At 68.2% G+C, this 23305-nt stretch carries 3 protein-coding genes; all 3 read left to right on the top strand.

Annotated features, from left to right (window positions below):
• The first annotated feature begins 7 nt into the window (after nucleotides 1–7).
• Genes QMB55_RS04415 through QMB55_RS04405 form a run of 3 tightly spaced genes read left to right on the top strand, consistent with a single transcriptional unit; the run spans nucleotide 8 to nucleotide 23305 of the window.
• On the top strand, nucleotides 8–6607 hold the full coding sequence (locus QMB55_RS04415) for a hypothetical protein (RefSeq protein ID WP_497587461.1): 6600 nt from the start codon (nucleotides 8–10) through the stop codon (nucleotides 6605–6607).
• Nucleotides 6604–8766, top strand: a complete 2163-nt coding sequence (locus QMB55_RS04410; protein ID WP_497587460.1) for a peptidase domain-containing ABC transporter — start codon at nucleotides 6604–6606, stop codon at nucleotides 8764–8766. The genes QMB55_RS04415 and QMB55_RS04410 overlap by 4 nt, the downstream gene beginning before the upstream one ends.
• Nucleotides 8767–8770: 4 nt before the next feature.
• Nucleotides 8771–23305, top strand: coding sequence for an Ig-like domain-containing protein (locus QMB55_RS04405; RefSeq protein WP_497587459.1), 14535 nt, complete (start codon nucleotides 8771–8773; stop codon nucleotides 23303–23305).

The raw sequence follows: 23305 nt of genomic DNA, 5'->3' as shown, positions 1-23305 counted from the left end.
AGGCCCCATGCCCCCCCCACCGACCACCGCCCCGTCCAAACCTGAACGCGAAGCCGAAAGCGCGCGGATCGAGCTGGCCGAAATCCGAACGGGGGCGGACGGCCGCCCCGCGTTTGCGCTCCCCTTCGCGGCCGCCGACATCGCCTCCGTGGAGGTCATCGACGTCGACCTCATCGTCGTCACGCACGATGGACTGCGCATCCTCATCCCCGAGGGCGCGCTGCTCGCGGTCACCCAGGCCGACCTCAAGATCGCTTTCAGCACCGGCGAGTTGAGCGCCGGCGAGTTGTTCAAGCGCGTCGGCGAATTGAGCCCGGTCGAAGGCGGCAGCTTCCGCATGCAAGCGACGACGCTCAAACCGCAACCGCCCGATCCCGAGAGCGGCAACGACCTCGATTCGGGCGCCGGCGCCGAAGCGCAGGTCCAGCACTTGGAGACCCAGGTGGCCGAACTGCAGGCGCAGCTCGACGAGGCCGTGCGCGCCGCGCAGCCTCAGAAGGCCGTTCAGGAGGGCGAAGAGGAGGCCTTGCGCACACCGTTTACCGCCTTCAAGACGGCCGACCCACAGCCCCTCGACTTTCTCTCCCCGCCGGCCCGCGCGCGCGCCGACGAGGCCAGCGCGCCCGCCACCCCGCCCCCGGGCCAAAACACGAATCCCAGCCAGCCGCCGCTGATCAGCAACGAACTGCCGCGCCCGCGCCTGCAGGCCAGCGCCGAAGCCAAGCTGAGCAACATCGAGCGCTGGGACGGCAGCCAGGCCACGCCCAACGACAACTTCGCGGCGGCCACGCTGCAGCAGATGCTGCCCGACGGCCGGCTCAAGGTTCGGCTCACCGGCGGCGAAGCCGCCCAGAACTGGGACACCGGCAGCGCCGACAGCGCCAAGGTTCGCGCTGACCTGGTCTTCGCCCCCGCCGGCAGCCTAGCCAAAATCCAGCTTTCGCTGGCCGACCCGGCGGCCGCCTTGCCGCCCGGCTTCCGGATTGCGGGCCAGGACCTGCGCCAAGGCGTGCTCATCGACGCCAGCGACAAGACGGCGACGCGGGCAGCGCTCGAGTGGACCGTCAGCGCCGACGCCGATGTCGTCGCCGGAACCCGCTTCCAGATCGTATTCAAATACCTGGACGCGCAAGGCAAGCTGATCGCCGCCTCTTCGCTCACGCTCAGCCACGAGGATGTGCGCAGCGCCGCAGCACTGACCGAAAGCGACGCCAACGGTCTGCTCATCGTCAAACTCCCGGCGCGCGGGATGAGCTATGACATCAGCGGGCGCGACGGCCAGGACGACACCATCGACGCCGGCAACGGCGACGACATCCTGCGCGGGCTCGGCGGCAACGACGTCCTGCGCGGCGGACGCGGGGCCGACATCCTGCTCGCCGGCGATGGCGCCGACCAACTGCGCGGCGGAACCGGCGCCGACCAGCTTGAGGGCGGCAAAGGCAACGACTCGGCCTACGGCGAAGAGGGCAACGACCTGCTCGTCGGCGGCGAAGGCAGCGATGTGCTCGATGGCGGCGCCGGCGAGGACATCGCCAGCTACGCCGAAGCTGCCGGCAATGCCGCTGGCGAAGGCGTCACCGTCCACCTGGCGACCGGGGACCAGCACCTCAACGCCGGCGGCGAAGCGGCCGGCGATTACCTGGTCCGCGTCGAACACCTCATCGGCTCGGCACACCGCGACCTCCTTGTCGGCGACGAGGGGGCAAACCTGTTGCGCGGCGGTGCCGGCGACGACACCCTGCAAGGCATGGCCGGCGCCGACACGCTGGACGGCGGCTCAGGCAGCGACACCGCCAGCTACAGTCGCGCCGGAACCGCCGGTCTGACGGTCTCGCTCGCCGATGCCACGCGCAACACCGGAGACGCGGCCGGCGACCTGCTGCTGAGCATCGAAAACGTGACCGGTAGCGCCGGCAACGACACGCTCGAAGGCGATGCCGGCGGCAACCTTCTGCGTGGTGGCGCCGGTGGCGACCGCCTGCTCGGGGCCGACGGCGACGACGTGCTCGAAGGCGACGACGGCGACGACGAACTTGAAGGCGGGCGGGGGAAGGACGTCCTGCGCGGTGGCGCGGGCGACGATACCGCAAGCTACCTCGACAGCGACGCCGCCGTTTTCGCCAGCCTCGACAGCAAGGACGCTGCACTCAACAACGGCGAGGCCCAGGGAGACAGTTTCGTCCTCGTGGAAAACCTGCGCGGCACCCGCCATGCGGACACGCTGGTGGGCGACGACGGCGCCAACCGCCTTGAAGGCGAAGCCGGCAATGACATGCTGATCGGCGGCCGGGGTGGCGACGCGCTCCACGGCGGCGAGGGCAGCGACACCGCCTCCTACGCCAGCGCCACCGCCGCGGTGCGGGCCAGCCTCAGCACCCCGAACGGCAACACCGAGGACGCGCTCGGCGATACCTACGTCAGCATCGAAAACCTGATCGGCTCCGATTTCGGCGACAGCCTCGAGGGCAACAGCGGGGCGAATCTGCTCAATGGCGGCAAGGGCAACGACACGCTCACCGGCCACGGCGGCGGCGACACCTATCACGGCGGGACCGGCAGCGACACGGTGGATTACGGGCGGGCCAGCAATGCGGTCGCGGTCTACCTGCAGGCCGACCGCCAGGGATTGAGCGCCGGGGCGGCGGTCGGCGACCGCTTCGACGGGGTCGAGAACATTACCGGCTCGAAGCATGGCGACATTCTCGTCGGCGACGGCCTGGCCAACGAACTGCGTGGCAATGCCGGCAACGACCTCCTCGACGGCGGACAGGGCGGCGGCGGCGACCTTCTCGATGGCGGCGCGGACAACGACACGGCGACCTACGCCGACGCCGACGCCTCGGTGTCGGCCAGTCTGCTTTCCGGCGGCAGCGCCGGCGATGCCGCGGCCGACAGCTACGTCAACATCGAGAACCTGACGGGCTCGGCGCACGACGACGCGCTGGAAGGCGACTCGGGCGACAACATCATCGCCGGCGGCGCCGGCAACGACGACCTCAAGGGCGCAGGAGGCAGCGACGTCATCTACGGCGGCGACGGCGACGACACCCTGGCCAACATCGCCTCGCTCGGCGCGCTCCAGACTTTTTACGGCGGCGACGGCGAGAACGATACCGGCTTTGACCGCGTCAGCTACGCCGGCAGCGAAAATGTGCTCAAGGTCAGCCTGACCGCCGGCGGACACATTTACGACGCATCCGGCACGACGAAAATCGCGGCCCAGCGCTTCATCGGCATCGAATCGCTGACCGGAGGCAAAAAGGGCGACGAACTCGAAGGCAACGAACGCGCCAACACCCTGCTCGGCGACGACGGCAACGACCGTTTGCGCGGCCTGGACGGCAACGACCTGCTGCAGGGCGAATCCGGTGACGACGAGTTGAACGGCGGCCAAGGGGCCGACATGCTCAACGGCGGCACCGGCACCGACACCGCCATCTACCTCGACGCCGACAGCGGCCTCACCATCGACCTCACGCTCACCGCGGCCGACGCCAACAGCGGCCGCGGCACGGGCATCGCCCGCGGCGACGCCTTCGACTCGATCGAAACCGTGATCGCCAGCCGATACGACGACATCATCGTCGCGGCGCAAACCGCGACCCGCGTCGACGGGGGCGAGGGCATCGACACGGTGGACTATGCCGCGGACACCCTCGGCTTCACGCTCGACCTGCAGTCCGGCAGCGTCGTTCCCGCCGCCGGCAGCGACTCGCTGATCGTCGGTGACAGTTTCGTCGGGGTCGAAAACGTCATCGGCTCGGCCAGTGCGTCGAACACGATTACCGGTAACGACGCCGCCAACGCGCTGACCGGCGGTGAAGCGCGCGACACCCTCGCGGGAGGACGCGGCGACGACCGGCTCGATGGCGGCGACGATGCTGACGAACTCGAAGGCGGTGCGGATCACGACACGCTGCTTGGCGGCGCCGGCAACGACCTCCTCTCCGGCGGCACGGGCAACGACCTGCTCGACGGCGGCACCGGCGCCCAAGACACCGCGAGCTACGCTTATGCCGCGGGCAACGTCATCGTCGATCTCACCCTGGCGGGTGCCCAGACCGTCGCCGACCAGGACCGCGACACCCTCAGCAGCATCGAAAACCTCGTCGGCTCGAACGGCAACGACGTATTGCGTGGCAGCGCCCAGATCAACCGTCTGGAGGGTGGCGCCGGCGACGACGAACTCGCGGGCCGCGCCGGCGACGACATCCTGCTGGGCGGCGCTGGCGACGACACGCTGCTGGGCGGACAAGGGGCCGACTATCTGATCGGCGGCCTGAGCCAAAGCGACACGACGCCCTCCCCGGGTGCGGGCAGGAACACTGCCAGCTACGCCGATGCCAGCCGGACGACAATCGACGGGGACACCTCCGCGGGCGTCGTCGCGTCGCTGGCTGCGCCGGGCGACAACCGGGGCGAATACGCCGCCGGCGACCTCTACGTCAACATCCAGAACCTCGTCGGTTCGGCCTTCAACGATCGCCTCACCGGCGACGCGCAGGACAACGTTCTCGCTGGCGGCGACGGCAACGACACCCTCAGCGGCGGGGCCGGCGGCGACCGTCTCATCGGCGGCGCCGGCAACGATAGCGCGATCTACGCCGAACAGGACAACCTGATCATCGACCTGGTCGACGGCAGCGGAAGCGGAGACGCCAGAGGAGACACCTTTGAGGGCATTGAAATCATCCGCGCCACCGCCAGCAGCAGCGGCGACATCTTCATCGCCGGCGCCGACGCGCATGAGATGCAGGGCGGCGCCGGCACGGACACGGTCAGTTACGAGCGCGCCGAAGCGAGCGTCAGCGCCGCGCTGGACGCGCTCGGCAGCGCCGGCTGGGCCAGCGGCGACCGTTACGTCGACATCGAAAATCTCACCGGCTCGCGTTATGCCGACAGCTTGCGCGGCGATTCCGGCAGCAACCGCATCGCCGGCGGCGCCGGCGACGACCGTCTCTACGCCAGCCGCGGCGGCGACGACGTCCTTGACGGCGGCCAGGACAGCGACACGCTCAGCTACGAACACTTCGCGGACGCCTTCGAACTGAGCATCACGATGAACGACGACGGGAGCGGAACGGCCCGCGTGCTCACCCCCGGCAGCGGCAGCCTCGTCCAGACCGACAGCTTCACGGGCATCGAGAACGTGGCCCTGCGCGACCTCTCGGCGCAGAGTGCGGCGAGCGGCAACGGCGGCCGGATCGACGGTAACAGCAGTGCCAATCAACTGACCGGCGGCCTGGGCAGCGACCGCCTCAATGGCGGCGGCGGCGCCGACATGTTGTTGGGGCAGGCGGGCAACGACACCCTCGACGGCGGCGCGGAGGACGACATCCTCGACGGCGGCGCAGGCGATGACACGCTGGCCGGCGGCGCGGGCAACGACCGGCTCGCGGGCGGCAGCGGCGACGATGTGCTCGACGGCGGCAGCGGCGACGACCGTCTTTACGGCGCGGCAGGCGCCGACCGTTTCAGCGGTGGCGGCGCCACAAACGCTGCCTATGACCCGCTGCGCGCGGCAGCCGCGCAAGCCGGCGACTACGCGGCTTACGACACCCTCGATACGGCGCTGGTCGTCGACTTTTCCAACGGCAGCGCGGGGACCGGCGAGGCCGCGGGGGACCGCTTCGACGCCGACATCACCGGCGTCATCGGCGCCCAGGGCGCGACCACCTTCATCGGCCGCGACAGCGCCGAAGTCTTCATCGGCAACGCCAGCAACGACACCTTCAAGGGCAGCAGCGGCGCCGACATTTTCGACGGCGGCGGCGGCCTCAACGTCGCCGACTACAGCGCCGAAACGGCGGCCCTCGACGTCAATCTGCAAAGCAACGTCAATACCGGCGGCGGCGCCCAGGGCGACCGGCTGTACAACATCCAGACGCTGCTCGGCGGCAGTGGCAACGACACCCTGACCGGGGATGCCAGCCGGGCCACGACGCTCCAAGGCAATGCCGGCAACGACAGCCTGCTTGGTGGCAGCGGCGACGACCGTCTTCAAGGCGACGCCGGCGACGACCGCCTCGACGGCGGGCAGGGCGACGACACCCTGATCGCCGGCAGCGGGAGCGACGTGCTGGGCAGCAGCAGCGGGCCCAACAGCGGCAACGACATCCTCGACCTGCTCACCGGAAACGCCGACGCCACGCTGAACGGCGACCAGGCCTACGGCGGCGACGGCGCCGACCGTTTCATCCTCGGGCAGGGCCAGTTCAACACCGGCAAGACCGGGCTGGTCGTCAGCGGCGGCGCCGGCAACGACACCCTCGAGCTGCATGCCGCGCAAGGCGGGAGCGGGATCGATCTGAGGGACTTCGCCGGTTTCGGCTCGATCGAGACGCTGGACCTGAGCCGCGACAATACCGCCTCCTCGGTCAAGATCACCGTCGCCGGACTCCAGGGCTTGGTCGACGACAACAGTTCAAACACGTTGACGCTGATCCTGAAAACCGGGCAGGACGACTTTTTCATCGACGCCAGCGATCCAACGAGCCAATTCGCTCACATCGGGCTCAACCAAGTGACGTTCTACGACCGAGCCGCCGACGCCCCCGGCAACCAGAGCGTCATCGCAAAACTCAACATCCAGTTCGCCCCATGAGCCAGACCGCCCCTGCCCTCGCCGACTGCCTGGGCGCGCAGCTCAGCGCCCAGGGCGTCAAGACGCCCGCCGGGCTGAGCCGCGCGCTGAGCGAACTGATCGCAGCCGTCGACGCCCCCGAACGGCGCCCGCAGGCCCTGATCAACGCCAACGACACCCTGCGCGGTGCCGGGTACACGGTCTCCGAAGACCGCCCCGACTGGCGACGGAGCGCCGGTGATTCCGTCGCCGACCAGCCCTGGGACTGCTTCTGGCTCGGGCGCGACGCGCGCAGCTGGACCCTCTGGCAACGCTGCGCCCTGCGCGGCTGGCAACAGCTGCACCCCGCCCCTCAAGCCGCCGCCACGGACTTCCCCGACGCCGGAACGCCGGGCTACCTGTTCGCCGTCACTCACGCCCCGGGACACTCGCCACACGCCGTCGCCTCCGGCTACTGGCGCGCAGCGGCAGGGCTGCTGCGCGGCCGTCTCGCCGGCCTGGCTATCGCCAGCCTGCTGATCAACCTCGGAATGCTGGTCCTCCCGCTCTTCGCCATGCTGGTATACGACAAGGTGGTGTTCAACGGGGTGTTCGAGACCCTCTGGACCCTGGCCATCGGCGCCCTGCTGTGCCTTTCCGCCGAACTCGCCGTCCGCAACCTGCGCGCCCGCCAGGTCGAGCGCCTGGCGCAAATTCTCGACGAACGCATCGATCGGCAGCTCTTCGCGGCCCTGCTCCGCCCCAACGCTTCCGCCGGCTCGCAACCCGGGCTGGTGGCACGCTTCCAGACGCACTACCGCGACCTTGCCGGAGCCCGCGACTTCTTCTCCTCGCATTACCTCGTCGCCCTGGCCGACGTGCCGTTCATCGTCCTCATGGGCCTGGCCATCGCGCTGATCGCCTGGCCCTTGCTCATCGTCGTCGTCCTCTGGACGCTCATCTTCATCGCGGTCGGCGCCTGGCTGAAACAGCGCCTGCGCCAGGCCGCACGCCACAACGTCGAAGCCCAGGCCGACAAACACGCCCTGCTCACCGACGCACTGGCCTCGCTCGATGCACTGCGCACCAGCTACGCCGGCGAACGCCTGTTTCAGCGCTTCATGGCCCAGTCGCGTCATCAGTCGCGCTGCTCGGCCTGGTGGCGCAGCGAAAGCAACCGGCAGCAGTACCTGCTCCAGATCGTGCATGCCGGCAGCTACGTGACCCTGCTCGTCTTCGGCGCCTACCTCGTCTTCGCGCAGCACCTGAGCGTCGGCGCCCTGATCGCTGCCTCAATGCTCTCCGGACGGACACTGGGCATGGTCGCCGGCACCCTGCACACCCTCGGCCGCTGGGACGAGCTCGGCGACGCACTGCGGGCCCTCGCCCCCTTCCTCGAGAATCCAACCGCTTCGCAGCCGGCCTCGGCACAAGTCGTTGAGCGGAGCGCGTCCGCGCTCCGCGGCGACGTCAGCGCCCACCGCCTCGAACACGCCTACGGCGACGAGCACGCGCTGCGCGGCATCGATCTGCGCATCGTCGCGGGCGAACGCGTGGCCCTGATCGGTCGCCCCGGATCGGGGAAATCGACCCTCGCCCGCCTGCTCGCTGGCGCCATGCTTCCGGGTAAAGGTGAAGTCCGCATTGATGACGCCGCGCTGTCGGCCCACCCCACCGCCGCGCGCGCCGACTGGCTGGCGTTCAAGCCGCAGGAAGCGGTGCTGGTCGCCGGCTCGCTCGAAGAGAACATCCTGCTCGGCATCGCCCCGTGGGCGAGCGCCGACGAACGCATCGCCGCGCTCCGGCGCGGCCTCCATCTCTCGGGCCTGGACGAAGATTTGGCGCGTGGCAGCCTGAGTCTGGATCGGCGGATCGAGGAATACGGCGCCAACCTCTCCGGCGGACAGCGCCAAAAGGTCGCGCTGGCACGCGCCCTCGCTCTCCCGGCAAAGATCGTGATCCTCGACGAACCCGGCAATGGGCTCGACCCCGACGCCGAAAAATGCCTGGTCGACCGCCTTTCGACCCTCAAGGACACCACCTTGATCTTGGTCACGCACAGCGCCCGCCTCCTTGGGCTGACCGAACGGGTAATCGCCCTCGATGCCGGGCGCGTCCTCGCCGACGGCCCTACCCGCGAGCTCGTGCGCCACGAACGCGCCCCCGCCCCAACGACCGCCACCGCCCCACACAAGGTGTAAAGCCATGCCCGTCCTCGTTCAATGGCTCTCGAATACCCAGCCGACGCGTTCGCTCAGCCTGCGTCACGGCGAGACCGTCCGCCTCTCGGCCGACGAAACGCTCCACCTCGGCAGCGCGCTTCGTCACGCCCAACGCCGCGGCAACGACCTGCTGCTTCTCCTGGTCGGCGAGGGCGATGACGGCACCATCGCCGTCGTCGTCGAGGGCTACTTCGCGACGGGCAACACCGCGGTGGTTGCCACCGGAACGCCTGACCAGACGCGGCCGCTCGAGCGCAGCGATTTCCCGGCCCCGGAACAGCCGAACCACGCAGATGACGACGCGCAGACGGCTGCAGACACGAGCAGTTCGGGGCAACTGATCGAAGCGCACCTGACGCCCAATCTGGCCGACATCGACCGCATCGCCACCCTCTTTGCCCCCCACCCGCAGCTCAGCCCGGCGCTGTCGGGCAGCGTCGACGTCCGCCCCGGCCCGACGCTCGAGACCGCGCCCACAAATCTCGAAGCGCATGAGCCTGCCCACCGGGGCGACGCCCCCGCGCTGGCCCCGCTCGACCCGCCCACCCTCGCGAGCGCAGGCGGCGAACGCTGGATCAACGGCCTGCACCTGGCCCAGGACGGCTTTACCCTGGTCGGCCACAGCGCCCCGGGATTCGCCCTCGAGATCCGCCTGAACGGCAGCCAAGGCACGCGGGTGCGCACCCTCTCGGTCCAGGACGGGCGCTGGCAGCTCAAGCTCTCGGCCGACGACATCCGCGCGCTCGGCGAAGGCGCGCTCAGCGTCAGCGCCACCGTGGTATCGCCGCAGGGGCAGCCGCTCAGCCATATCGGCGAACTCGCGCTGGAGATCGACACGACGCCCCCCGCCGCGCCACGGGTTTCGCTCTCCGGAGCCCTCACCGATGGCTTGCTGACGGCCGCCGAAATCGCCCTCGCCCCGCCCGTCCTGCAGGGCGAAGCCGAACCCGGAGCCCGGGTCCGCATCCAGCTGACGGACATCAACGGCCGGACCGCCTGGGTCGACACGCAGGCCAACGCGCACGGGCAGTGGACCGTGCTTCTCACCCCGGCCCTCGCCGGCATGGCCGACGGCCGGCTGGAAATCGAGGCCCGCAGCTTCGACCCGGCGGGCAATTCGACCGGGGCCCCGCCGCAAGAAATCGCCTTGCGCCAGAATCCGCCGGCAGCGCCGAGCGAACTGCGGCTGACCGCCGACTCCGACAGCGCCGGGCGCGACAACATCACCTCGGACGCGACGCCCACCCTCGAAGGACTCGCCCCCAAAGGGTGCACGGTTCGCGTCTATCGCGACACCAACCTCGACGGCTTGGCCCAGGAGAGCGAATACCTCACCACGCTGACCACCGACCCGAACAGCGGTCGCTTCGTCTTCGCCCCCGGCCCCCTGGACGACGGCCGCCACACTTATCTTTTCGCCAGTGAGGACGAGGTTGGCAACCGCTCGCCGCAGGTCGCCGCGGGTCGTTTCGAAGTCGACACGCTGGCGGTCGCCCCCGGCCTTGGCGCAGTCGGCGAGGACGATCGCCTCAGCTTCGACGAGCTGCAGGCCGCCAGCGTGCCCTTCTCGGGCACCGGCGAACCGGGCGCCAAAATCACGCTGCGCCTGTCGCAGGGCACAACCGAGATCGTGTTCGAAACCCAGGTTCAGAGCAACGGCATCTGGCGCATCGACGTCCCCGCCAACATCGGCCCGGACGCGGACCCCAGCCGCTCGCTGCGCTTTGCCTTCGGCAGCGGTTTCAACGGCGAAATCAACGTCCAGGTATCCCAGACCGATGTCGCCGGAAACGTTTCGGCCTCGACCACGCGCCCGGTCTACCTCCGCACCGAACCGTTGCCCGAAATCAGCGCGCTGCGCCTCGAGGACGGACAGGACACGGGCAGCAGCGCAAACGACGGCCTCACCCGCCTCTCGACGCTGAACGTCGAGGGGCGCGGCCCGGCCGGAATGCTGGCCCGGCTCTATATCGACCGCGACCGCGACGGCACCATCGACCCCGACGACACCTGGCTCAGCGAAGTCGCGATCGCGCCGGACGGCAGTTTCCGCGCGACGATCACGCTGCCCGAGCAAGGCCTGCATCATATCGTCGGCGTCCCGTACGACCCGGCCAGCGGCAGCCAGGGCGCCACGCAAGGCCTGGTAAACGCGCTGCCCATCACCCTCGACAGCGAGGTCGGCGCCGCCGGCATCGACCCCATCGCCGGCAACGACATCGTCACCGCCGGCGAAATCGAATCGACGGGCGTGGAAATCCGTGGCTGGGGCGAGCCGGGCGCACGCGTCAGCCTAGTCTTCAAGGCCGGATCGATCGAGGACAGTGCGCTCGCCAACCTGCTGGTCGGCGCCGACGGCCGCTGGAGCGCCTGGTTGCCGCAGGCCACGCTGCAGCTGTTCGGCAACGGCGAGATCAGCGTCAGTGCGACGCAGACGGATCAAGCGGGAAACACCAGCGTCGCCGGCAGCGGCACGCGCACTTTCTTGATCCGCACCGGCACCCTGAACGCGCCCCAGGGGCTGACGCTCGACAGCAGCGACGACAGCGGACGTTTCGACAACGATCACGTCACCGCCCAGGCGCAAGGCCTGACCGTGCTCGGCACGGCGCAGCCAGACCTCAACGTGCATCTCTTCCTCGACAAGGACGGCAACGGGGTCATGGATCCCGGCGAACACCTGGGCAGCCGCCGGACGGGGGCCGACGGCCGCTTCGCGTTCGACGTCGACCTCGGCGAAGGCGCCCATCTGTTGCGCGCCTTTGTCGAAGACAGTTACGGACAGACCAGTGCGCCGAGCCTCGCGCAACTGATCCGCGTCGATCGTAGCGCGGCGGCGCCCGAGCAGCTGGCGGCCACGCAGGACAACGTGTTCAACGCCGCCGAAGCGGCGACGGGCGGCGCTGCGCTCAGCGGCAAAGGCGAAGCCGGCGCCGAACTGGAGCTCGTCTTTTACGTCGGCACCCAGGCGATCCTGAGCAAGACCGGCAACGTCCCGGCGCACGCCGAGCGCTGGAGTGTCGCGCTCAGCGCGGCGGAAATCGCCCGCCTCGGGGAAGGCGCGATCCGCGTCGAAATCCGGCAAACCGATGCCGCCGGAAACCGCTCCCCCTGGCAAAGTCTCGATTTCTCGATCGACACCCTGCCCGTCGCGCCCAGTGCAGGCAGCCTCGCCCTCGCCGCCGCCTACAACACGCACCCCGATCGCGCCTGGCGCAACGGCGGCGGGCCCGGTGCGCTGGAATGGCAGGAGGTCTTCGTCGATCGGGACGGCCAGACGGTCGCGCAAGACCTTCAGCTCGCCGTCGCCCTCGGCCAGGACTCGCGCCCGGGCGAGACGTTGCGGCTGGCCTGGGGAACCCGAAGCGTCACCCACACCCTCACCGCCGACGATCTGGCGCGGGGCTATGCCCTGGTCACCGTCGCAGGCGACCTCATCGCCGAAAACCGGGCGCATCAGGAATTCGTCACCGTCACGGCGACCCATTACGACAGCGCAGGCAATGCCGGAGAGACGTTCACCGTGCTCGACGCCATCGACGCACGGCTCGCCGGCCGGCCGCCGAGCCTGACGCTCGACCCGGCGCATTACGGCAGCCACGAACTCGACGGCAACGTCTACCACAGCCGTTTTTGCGCCCAGAGCAGCCGCGACAACGAGCGCTTGCTGCGCGTCAGCGGGCGCGCCGCCCCCGGCGAGCGGGTCATCCTGTTCGACGACGCCGATCTCGACGGCCGCCTCCAGCCGGGCGAAATCCTGGCCGAAGTCGTCTGCGACGAATTCGGCAACTACGTCGCTCAACTCAGCCTCGACCCGGGCAGTTACACGCTCCGCGTCGTCGGTACGGCGCTCGTCAATGGGCTGCCCCCGGCGCCCGGAGACGCGCACCGCCTGGTCATCGACATCGATCCCCCGGCCGCGCCCAGCCTCGACCAGACGGTGATCGGCAGTGACGGCCGCATCGGCGCGCCCGAGCGCGATGCCGGCGTCCTTCTGTCGGGACGCGCCGATCCGCACGCGCGCATCACCCTGCAACTGCGCAACGTCTCGACCGGCATCAACGGCCCGCTCATCGAAGACATCGTCGCCGACGCCAACGGCCACTGGAAAGCCACGCTCGGCGTCGTGCAGTGGGGCGCCGTCGGCGACGGCAACATCGAAATCCTGCTCGTCCAGACCGACCGTGCCGGCAACACCTCCCTGCCCTACACCGAGGGGTCCAGCCTGCCCGGCGTCGTCTTCGACACCTTTGCGGCGCCCCCCGCCCTCTTCGCCATCGCCGACGACAACCGCATCAATGCCGAGGAAGCGGCCCACCCGGTCGTTTTCCGCGGCAGCGGCGACCCGGGCGCACAGGTGGTGCTGAGCTACACCGGGACCGGCGGCCATGTCGGCCCGCGCAGCGTCACGGTCAATGCGCAGGGGCTCTGGGAAGACACACTGCTCCCCGACCAGATCGCCCAACTGCGCGACGGGGTCGTACACGTCGAGCTCAAACAGACGGACCGCGCCGGAAACACCTCGACGAGCGTCCAGCACACGCTGCAGATCGACCGCCAGGCGCAAGCCCCCGCCCTCTCCCCGGTGGCCGAGGACGGGGTGATCAACGCCAGCGAACTGGCCCTCGGCGTCCCGCTGAACGGCCACGCCGAGCCGGGCGCGCAGGTCACCGTCCTGCTGGCCAACGGACAAACGCCCCTGCGCCTGACAACCACCGCCAACGAACACGGCAACTGGACGCTGCTGCTGACGCCCGCGGTGCTGACGCAATTGGGCGACGGCACGGTCACCCTCGAACTCAGACAGACCGATCCCGCCGGCAACCTCTCGCCGGCGGCGGTCCACAGCCTCGACATCCGGGCAACCCCGCTCTCCGAACGCGTGCGCATCGATCCCCTGAGCGGCGACGATCTTCTGACCCCGAGCGAACAAGCGCTGGGCGTCACGGTCAGCGGCCAAGGACCGGCCGGCACCCGCCTGAACCTGCGCTTCGAAAGTCCGAACGGCACGCTCGAAGGCAGCGTCGACATTGGCGCCAACGGACGCTGGCAGTACGTCCTCGCGGCCAGCGACGTACAAACAACGCTCGGAGCCGGCGATGTGAGCTTGCACGCCTGGGCGGTGAACGCCCACCAGCAGGCGACGCCCTTGACCTCGCATGAATTCCGCATCGAACGCGGGGTGCCCTCCGCCAGCCTGGGGCGCGTCGGCAGCGACGGTTTCGTCAATCGCGCCGAAGCCCAAAACGACCTCGTCGTTTCCGGCGGCGGCGAAGCCGGGCACGTGGTGGACGTCACCCTGCAGGGGCGCTCCGGACAACGCATCACCCAGAGCGTCAGGGTCGGCGCGGATCGCAAGTGGCAGCTCACGCTGACGCCCGGAGAGGTCGCAGCCCTCGGCGAGGGCGAGGTCGCCGTCAGCATCGTCCAGAAACCGCACACCGCCGCCGATGCTCCGTTGTCACTCGAAACCCAGGGACAGTTCGTCATCGACACCCGCCCCCCGGCCGCACCGCTGGCCAGCGACCTGAGCCGGGCCACGGCATTCAATGCCACGCAAAGCGATCTGCGCGACGGCATCACGGTGGCGGAAGCCAGCGACGGGGTCATCGTCGCCATTCCCTTGCCGGCCGACGCCCAGGCCGGCGACAAGCTGGTCTTTCGCTGGGGCAGCCAGGAAATCGTCAAGGCCATCACGGCCGCCCACCTGGCTGACGGCAGCGCGCGCGTCATCAGCCTGGACGTGCCCAGCGGCACCATCGTCGCGGCGGGCAGCGGGCTCCACGACCTCAGCGTCCAGTTCATCGACCGGGCCGGCAATGCGTCGGCCCCCGTCATCATCGCCCCGCAGACCCTGGTCGCCGCGCCGCCCCCGCCCCCGCAGTTCGACCTCCTGGCCGACGACGGCTACCTCAATGCCCGCGAATTCGAGAACCTCACCAGCGGTGGTGGCGGACTGCGCGGCACGGCCATCGGCAACGGCAGCGTCCGCCTCGAACTGACGGGCAGCAACGGCACCACCCTGATCCTCGACCGCCTGCCGGTGACTGGCGGCTCATGGCTCGCCCCTCTGTCGGCGACCGAGCTGCACCGCCTCGGCGAAGGGCGCATCGAAGCCAAGGCCATCTTCACCGACAACGCCGGCGCCGCTTCGCCGCCGGCGAGCAGCCACTTCCTGGTCGACACCGTCGCGCCGGAAGCGCCTCCGGCCGACCGCCTGCTGATCGCGGCGGAAGAAAACGCGCGCGGCAAACTCGCCGGCGGGCTCATCCGCATGAACGGCGCGGTCACCGAAGCCGCAGAGAATGTCAGCGTTTGCGTGGCCCTGGGGGCCGACGCACAAAACGGCGACACCCTGACGCTGCACTGGGGGAAGCAGACCCTTTCCGTCCTCGTCCAGCAGGCCGACATCGAGCGTGGCGTGGTCCGCTTCAACGTCAGCAGCGCCCTCATCACCCAGGAAGGCGATCACGACTACCTGCGCGTTGAAGCGCACCTCACCGACCGGGCCGGAAACGCGGGGCCCCGCTATCACGTCTGGAGCGGCCCGGTCGACGCCGCCCCGCGCAGCCCCGACGTCGCGCCGGTCGAAACCGACAATTACGTTAACGCGGCGCAAGCCCAGGCCGGCTGGCAGATCACCGGCAACGGCATTCCCGGCCACAGCGTCATCGTCGTTTTGGAAGGCAGCGCACGCGACGCGCAGGGCAACCCTGTCCGCTGGACCTCACCCGCGCTGGAAGTCGATGCCGACGGACGCTGGACCCTGCCCCTCGGCCAGGACGAAGCGCGCCTGCTCGGCAATGGAACGACGCGCCTCGTGGCGACCCAATACGATCGCAGCGAACACGCCGGCGATCCGGGCGGAAACCCCTCGGCGCCGTGCGCGCGCCAGTTCGAAATCGACCTGGAACCGCCGGCTGGCGTGCTCATCGACCCGGTCACCGCGGACAACCGGGTCAGCTTCAGCGAGGGCCAGAGCGAGGTCGTTCTGAGCGGCCGCGGCGAAGACGGGGCGCGGGTGAGCCTCGTCCTCCAGCACGCCGGGCAGACGCTGCGCAAGAGCGCCACCGTCAGCGGCGGGCGCTGGGCCTGCGTGCTCACCCCGGAGGAGCTTCGACAGCTCGGTGGGGGCAACGAGGCGATCGGGATCGAAGTGGTTCAGACCGATCCGGCCGGAAATGCCTCGCCCCCGACCACACATTCCTTCTTCTACACCGCCGAGGCGGTTCCGGCGCCCTCGATTCTCGCCGTCAGCGGCATCGAATCGGGGCGCGACCTGTGCTTCAACGCCGCCGACCTCGCAGCACTCAATGCTGCGAACGGCGCGTTCACCGTCGAGGGCCAAGGTCATGGTCTCAGCCCCGGCTACCGCATCCGGCTGACCTTCATCAACGCCGACGGGGCCAGTTTCACCCACCTCGTCGATGTCGCCGCGGGCAGCGGACGCTGGAGCGCCGCGCTGTCGCCGAGCGAACTGGCCCAACTGGGACAAGGGCGAATTCAGGTTCAGGCCGTCCAGATCTCGCCGCAACACGACGAATCCGTCACCGTTCCGTTCGCCACGGGAAGCGTAGACAACAGCTTCATCATCGACACGCTGACCCCTTCGCTGGTCAATGCCAGCGTGACTGCCAGCGGCGACCATGGCAACGCGCGCGCCGGCGATCGGATTCTGCTCACGGTCCAGGCCTCGGAAGCGCTGACCCTCGTGAATCTCGACCCGCGCAACCCGCCCTCGCTGACCTTGGATTTTGGCGCAGGGGGCACGCGCACCGCGATTTACGACGCGGCGGCCTCAGCCTCCGCGGGAGCCGACAAGCTCGTTTTCGTTTATACCGTCGTCGCCGGCGACAACACCGAAGAGGTCGGCCTCGTCGCCAACTCGCTCGCCCTCAACGGCGCCGCCCTCGAAGACCGGGCCGGCAACGCCGCCGCCAGCACCAGCCTGACCCTCCCGCCGGTGCCCGTGCTGGTCGACACCCAGCAACCCGGAACGCCGCAACTCCTCGGCGTGGCCGAAAGCGCGCCCGACACGCCCGGCGGCAGCATCATCAACCGCGAAGAGGCGCGCCAGGGCATCGATGTCCAGGTCAGCTTGAACGCGTGCGACGTCCGCGGCGGCGACACCCTCATCGTCATCTGGCGCGCCGGCGGCGTATCGGTCACGCGCAGCCGGGTGTTGACGGCACTGGAAGTCGCCAACGGCCAGGCCACGTTCAGCCTGGGTCTGGACGACATCGGCAATGTTTCCGGACGCGCCGAGATCAGCCTCCAACTCCGCGATGCTTCCGGCAACGCCTCGCCGCTTTCACCCGCGCATGCGTTCGATGTCGACACCCTAAGCCCGCTGCCTCCGCGTCTCGACAGCTGGATGGCCGACGACCGGATCAACAAGCAGGAATGGGATACCGACCTCATCGCCCCGATCACCGGCCAATTGCTCGAGGCCGGGGCAACGTTGACGGCGCGTCTGCGCCAGGGCGACACCTTCATCGACCTCGCCGCCAGCAGCGGCGCCAACGGCAGCTGGACGATCGACCGCAACGAACTGCTCAACGCCCTGCAGCGGATCGGCGACGGCGCGTTTTCGATCGAGGTCAAACAAACGGACCTCGCCGGCAACGTCAGCCCGACGCAGATCCAGCAGTACTACATGGACCGGACACGGCCCGGGCGCCCGGCCTTGATCGCAGCCCCGTGCACCGATGACGGCTGGATCAACCTGCGCGATGCGGGAAGCGAGCGGGTCGAGCTGCGCATTTCCCTCGCCGACACGCAGGCCGTCGCCGGCGATCGCATCGTCATCTCCGGCTTCGCCCGCGACCATGTCCACACCCTGACCGCGGCCGAAATTGCCAGCGGGTTGCTGGTGCTCCGCGTTCCGGCCGACGTGGCCTTGCAAGCCCCGGGCGAAGCCCCCAACCTCAGCGTCCGCCTCCAGGCCCGCATCGAGGACCAGGGTGGCAACGTTTCCGAGAACTCGAACGTCATCGAGACCCGCCTCGACACCATCGTCCTCGTCCCGAGCATCGATGTCAGCCGTGGCGCGGCCGCCGGAATCACCAAGGCGCAGTCGAACGCACCGGTCGATTTTTACGGCGCGGGCGCCGAAGCGGGCGCCAGCATTGCGGTCGTCCTGACCGGAGTGCTCGGGACTTCCTTGCTGCTGCCTTCGACCGCGCAGGCCGACGGCAGCTTCAAGGTCACCCTTTCGCCACGCGACATGCAGGATCTCGGCGATGGCCCGGTCAGCTATCGCGTCACCCAAACCGACGCCGCGCTCAACACCTCCGAAGCCGCCAGCGGCGGCTTCCAGTTGCATCTCTCGGTTCCCCCGCCCACCTTGCTGCTGATGACGCCCGACAACGTCGTGGGCGCACATGAGGCCAATGCGGGGGCCACAACCTACGCCGGACTGGGCGAGGCCGGCGCGACCGTCAGCCTGGAGTTTTTCGTCAAGACCGCGAATGGTGAGTACGAAAGCAATCCGCGCCTGAGCCGCGGCGGCGTCACCGTCGGGGCCAACGGCAGTTGGTCGCTCACCTTGAGTGCCAGCGACTTCGCCGCGATCTCGCCCTCCGGGCAGGGCAATGTCCTGATCCGCGCCAAGCAAACCGACAGCGAAGGTGCCGTTTCCGGTCCCGCGCACCAAGAGTTCTACATCGACCGCCGACCGCCGACACTGCACGCGACCCAGCCGCTCGCGCGCTTTGACGGCAACGGCGACGGCGCCAACAACGACGGTTTGCTGATTGCCTTCGCCGAGCCGGTGGCGGTGCTCGAGCTGCGGCGCCTGAGCAACTTCGTCCTGCCGCCGGGCAAAACCTTCGGCACCGACGCACGGATCGAAGCCGTCGACAGCGTTTCAATCAACGGCCAGTTCTACGCCACCCAATTCCGCCTGTATCTCGACTCGGACTGCAACCTTACGGCCAACGACCGGATCACGCTCCGCAAAGCGAGCGTCGTTGACGCCGGCGGCAACCCGGCCAGCCAGGACCTCGCCTTGCTGGTGCCCAACCGCGTCTCGCCCGGCCTGCCGACGCCGCCGCTCGACATCATGGAGGACAACCGGATCAACGCGGACGAAGGCCAGGGCGTGACGCGGCTGTACTTCAGCAACACGAGTACGCCCGACCAGCTGAATGCGGCCCAGGGCGGCCTGCTCGAAATCGCCCTCGACGGCCAGGTCATCGACCGCGTGCTGCCCAAAGTCAACACGCTTGCGCTCGACCTGACGCTCACCAAAGCCGTCAAACTGCCGCCGGGCACGTCAATCTCGGCGCGCGTCCGCGTCACCTTTCTCGATGGCAGCAGCCAACTCCTGACCCTCCACAGTACGGGCGATGCCGCCTCGGCCGCCAGCGCCTCGAACACCTTCCGGTTCACGAGCCGGGAAGTCGCCGACCTGAACAACGTCGCCCAGATCAGTTACGTCGACAGCAACCTCTGGGGCCTCACCCAACCCAACTCACAGCTCGCCCACAGCAGCACAGGGGGCGCCTCGCCGCAATCGACCTTCAACCTGACCCTGGACTTCCCGAATCTCGTCCACCTGGCGAGCGGTAAGACGGCGACCGCCCAGGTCTATGCCTACTTCACCGACATCAATCGCTGGGAACAGGTCACGCTCGTCTCGGCCCCGGGCACAGCAGAAACCGCGGCCGGCGTCAGCAAGCTGACCTATACCGCCACGGTACAACGCCCGTCCTCGACGACCAGCGATTTCTTCTGGGAAAGCTATGGCGGCATCACGCTCGACACCGCGATAAAGCCCGTGATTTCTGGCACGGATGCGCCGCGCATCGTGGCTGGCTACGACACCAGCATCGTCGTCCCAAACGCCGCGCTGGACGGCAACGACACCCTGACGACCACCCTGCTCGACAAGAACAACGCACCCATCGCCGGGACAGGGCAATCCCTGAGCTACAGTCGCAGCGATCCCAACAAGATCGAATTTACGCAAAGCCTGTCGGATGCGCTGGCCGCAGCGGGACGGAAGATCACGCTTTTTGTCGACGGCAAAGCCGTCAGCGACCCGGTGAGCATGGGCATCAGCTCGCTGTTTCTCAACCTCACCCCGACCTGGGAAAACCAGTTCGGCAATTCCAGCGGCTGGGGGACGGGCTTCAAACTCCAGGCCGGCGAGACGATGACGGCAGTCGTACGCGTCACCTTCAAGTCCGGCAGCGGACTGGCCTCGCGCGACATCACTTTGACGGCCACCGGCAACCAGGTGCTGAGCAATTATCCGATCCAGTTCTACGGCGCTTTCCCGCCCGAGATCGACGTCAGCAAGATCCAGGGAATCGCCTACGTCCCCGGCTCGATCAGCCACCTCCACCCGCAGATCGCAATCCATTCGAGCACGATCACCACCAACCAGTTGGTCAGCCTTCCGACCACGGCGTGGGACGGGATGGACGACGGACTCAAGCAGCTGACGGCCCAGATCGTCACCGCCGACGGACAATTGAGTTCGGTCTACTCCGCCCCCAAGCAAATCCGCCTCGACACCGTCGTCGACACCATCGAGAGCATCCGTCTCCAGAGCGACCGCAACGCCAATGGTCAGCTCGATGCCGGCGACGTCATCGAAATCCGCTTTTCCGAAGCCGTCCAGTTCAACTTCTCGGCCTTGCCGGCCAGCTGCGGCCTCAACCCCGTCGTTACCCCGATCGGTAGCGAGAACGGGTACAGCCAGCTCTGGCAAATCCGCCTCGGGGCGGGCGCCACCCTGGCCCCGAACGAGCGCCTCACCCTGACGCCGGGCAAAGTGTTCGACCTCGCCGGCAACAGCAACACGGTCGCCAACGAAGTTTCGGTCACCGTGCCAGAGACCTTGATTTCCGCCGCCGAGCGTCCGCAGATTGCCAATGTCAGCGGCAATAACGTCATCGAGAGCACGAGTTCCGCCACCCCGGTCAGCATCTCGCTCGCCAAGGCCAAGGCGGGCGACGTGGTCAAACTCTTCATCGACGGCCGCGAAATCGCGAGCACCACGGTCACTGCCGACAATCAAAACGAAGTCAGCTTTAACGTCGCCGGGAACGCCTGGGGCGCCGACGGCGAACGCCAGTTGACGAGTTCGTTGACCCGCGGCGACACCACGACCACCTCCTTCCTGCGCAGCGTCTATGTGGCGGCCGATCAGTCGCACTGGTCGCAGGAGGCGGCGTATGCCGGAAAAGTCTATTGGTTCGACCCCGACAGCCTCACGGTCCCCGAAGGAAGCGTCGTCACCCAATGGACGGCCAGTGCCGGCGGAATTTCGGTGGCCAATGCCAACCCGGCCGGGCGGACGGTTGTAAAAATCGACCCGAACAACGGGCACGCCTACCTGATGCTCGACGCCGGTTCGAAATTCCTCGAAACCGCAGTCGGCGGAAAATACCTCTACCAGGCACCGACGATGGCCCGCCACGCCAACGACGCGACGATGCCGACGGCCGGGTACACCGATTTCATGATGTTCATGCCGGTGGTCGAAGGCAGCCAGGTCGTCATGCGCCACCCGACCTTCCGCTTCACCGCCAACGCCACCCCGATCACCTATACCCCGCAGAACGGGGGGGCGCCGGTTACCGTCGCACCCTACACCCAGCTCCTGAAATCCCCGTACCTTCAATACACCTTCCAGGGACTGAGCAGCACCGTCCGCTCGGTCGATTCGCCCTATACCGGTTCCTGGTGGGACACCTCGATGACCAACGTCATTTCCCTCGGGGCGTGGCAGATGGTTACCGAGGCGGCCAAAGGCTACGGCATGAGCTTCTACAACCAGATGCGGCTCAACCAGACGGTCACCCTAAGCAACTACATCCCGACAGCCAACAACCCCTTGGCGGCCATGGATTACCTCCAGGCATTCGCCCCGGATGCCGAACAACGCCGTTTCCAAATCGGCGGCGGGGGCGCCGGTGTCCTCGGCGACCAGATCAGCGTCTCGGTCAGCACCAACTGGGCTTACCAACAGGAAATCGGAGCCTACCTCGCCGCCAAATACCAAAGCACCGGGGCCGTCGCCGAGCGCCATGCCGATCGCAGCAAGACCGACTACGACCTGGCCACCAGCAACGTCCCCGGCGCCATCATCGACCAGATCCTCAAGCTCAACGACATCCTGAGCGACGACTTCGTCGTCACCGCGGGCGCCGATTACGTCACCACCGGCAGCGGCAATGACGTCGTCACCATCAAAGATCTCGCTTTCCGTCTGCTCGACGGCGGACTCGGCACCGACACGCTCGCTTTCGGCACCCAGTACCGCGGGCGGAGCGAGATCGATTTTTCCGATTTCATCAGCAATGCCCGCGGGCTCTACGGTACGGCCGAAGCCAATGCCCGGGTCAATGACGCCGGATTCCACCGCCTGCTCGGCTTCGAAAAGATCAACCTCGTCCAGGAAGGCGGGCTCGAAAACCTGCGCCAGGTGCTGACCATCAGCGCGCAGGACGTCCGCCAACTGTCCGAGACCGGCGTCGTCGAAATCCTCCTCGGCCGCCAGGACGTCCTCCGGACCACGGGGTTCGCTTCGCCTTTCGCAAGCGAGGGAATCTTCCACTTCAACAACGCCTGGTACGATCACCGCTACACCTATACGGAGGGGGCGAACACCTACACGCTTTATGCGCGCGGCGGCGACCGCCCGCCGGAAGCCGTCGGTTTTCGCAGCATTCCGGCGCTCAATCAGCTGCACATCGCTTTCGATCATGCGCTGAATGGCAGCGTCCAGGCTGGCGATTTCGCGCTCACCAGTTATGGCGGACCGTCGATTTTTGCCCTGTCGGCGACGTCCATCGACCTTCGCCAAGGCGTCGCGCTCACCCTGTCCGGCCCGCAAGTCGCGCCACTCAAGCTCAGCTACACCGGCGGACTGGTGGACGACGCCGGGCGCTCGTTCCGGCACAACACCTGGATTCTCGGCACGGACGGCGCCGATGTCCTGGATGGTGCGGCCCTCTCCAGTACAGAAAAGGCGCGCGGAGTCAGCTTCCTCGGCGGTGCGGGGGCCGACCAAATCCTGGGCACCTCAGCCAACGATCTGATCGCCGGCGGTCTTGGCGCCGACCTGCTGACCGGCGGGCGCGGCTCCGACACCTTCCTCTACCGCAAGGAAGTTCCGGGCGGTGCGGCGGCAGGGCTTGGCGGCTCATCGGGGGACATCATCACCGACTTCACCTTTACGGCACCGCTTGAGACCGACAACGACCGCCTCGACCTCTCGCAGCTCTTCGAAGCCAATTTCAAAGCCACCGGCAATGCAAAGACCGATGCCAGCAACTTGGTTGCCGGCGGATTCATTGAACTCGTTCGCAAGACCAACGCGCAAACGTTCAAGGACGATCTGCAGTTGTGGGTCGACCGCGACGGCGGCGGCGCGATGGGCTTGCTCGTGACGCTGGCCGACGCCGGCAGCAATCTGCCTGCGCAATATCCGGCCGTGGAGTCGACGCAACAATTGCTCGAGCGCCTGATCCAGGAAGGGCGCATCGTGGTCAGTCACTACTGA

It is taken from the genome of Propionivibrio sp. (assembly GCF_041441355.1).
GTDB lineage: Bacteria > Pseudomonadota > Gammaproteobacteria > Burkholderiales > Rhodocyclaceae > Propionivibrio.
The sequence above is the reverse complement of the archived record's forward strand: the minus strand, read 5'-3'. Positions and strand labels throughout refer to the sequence as shown.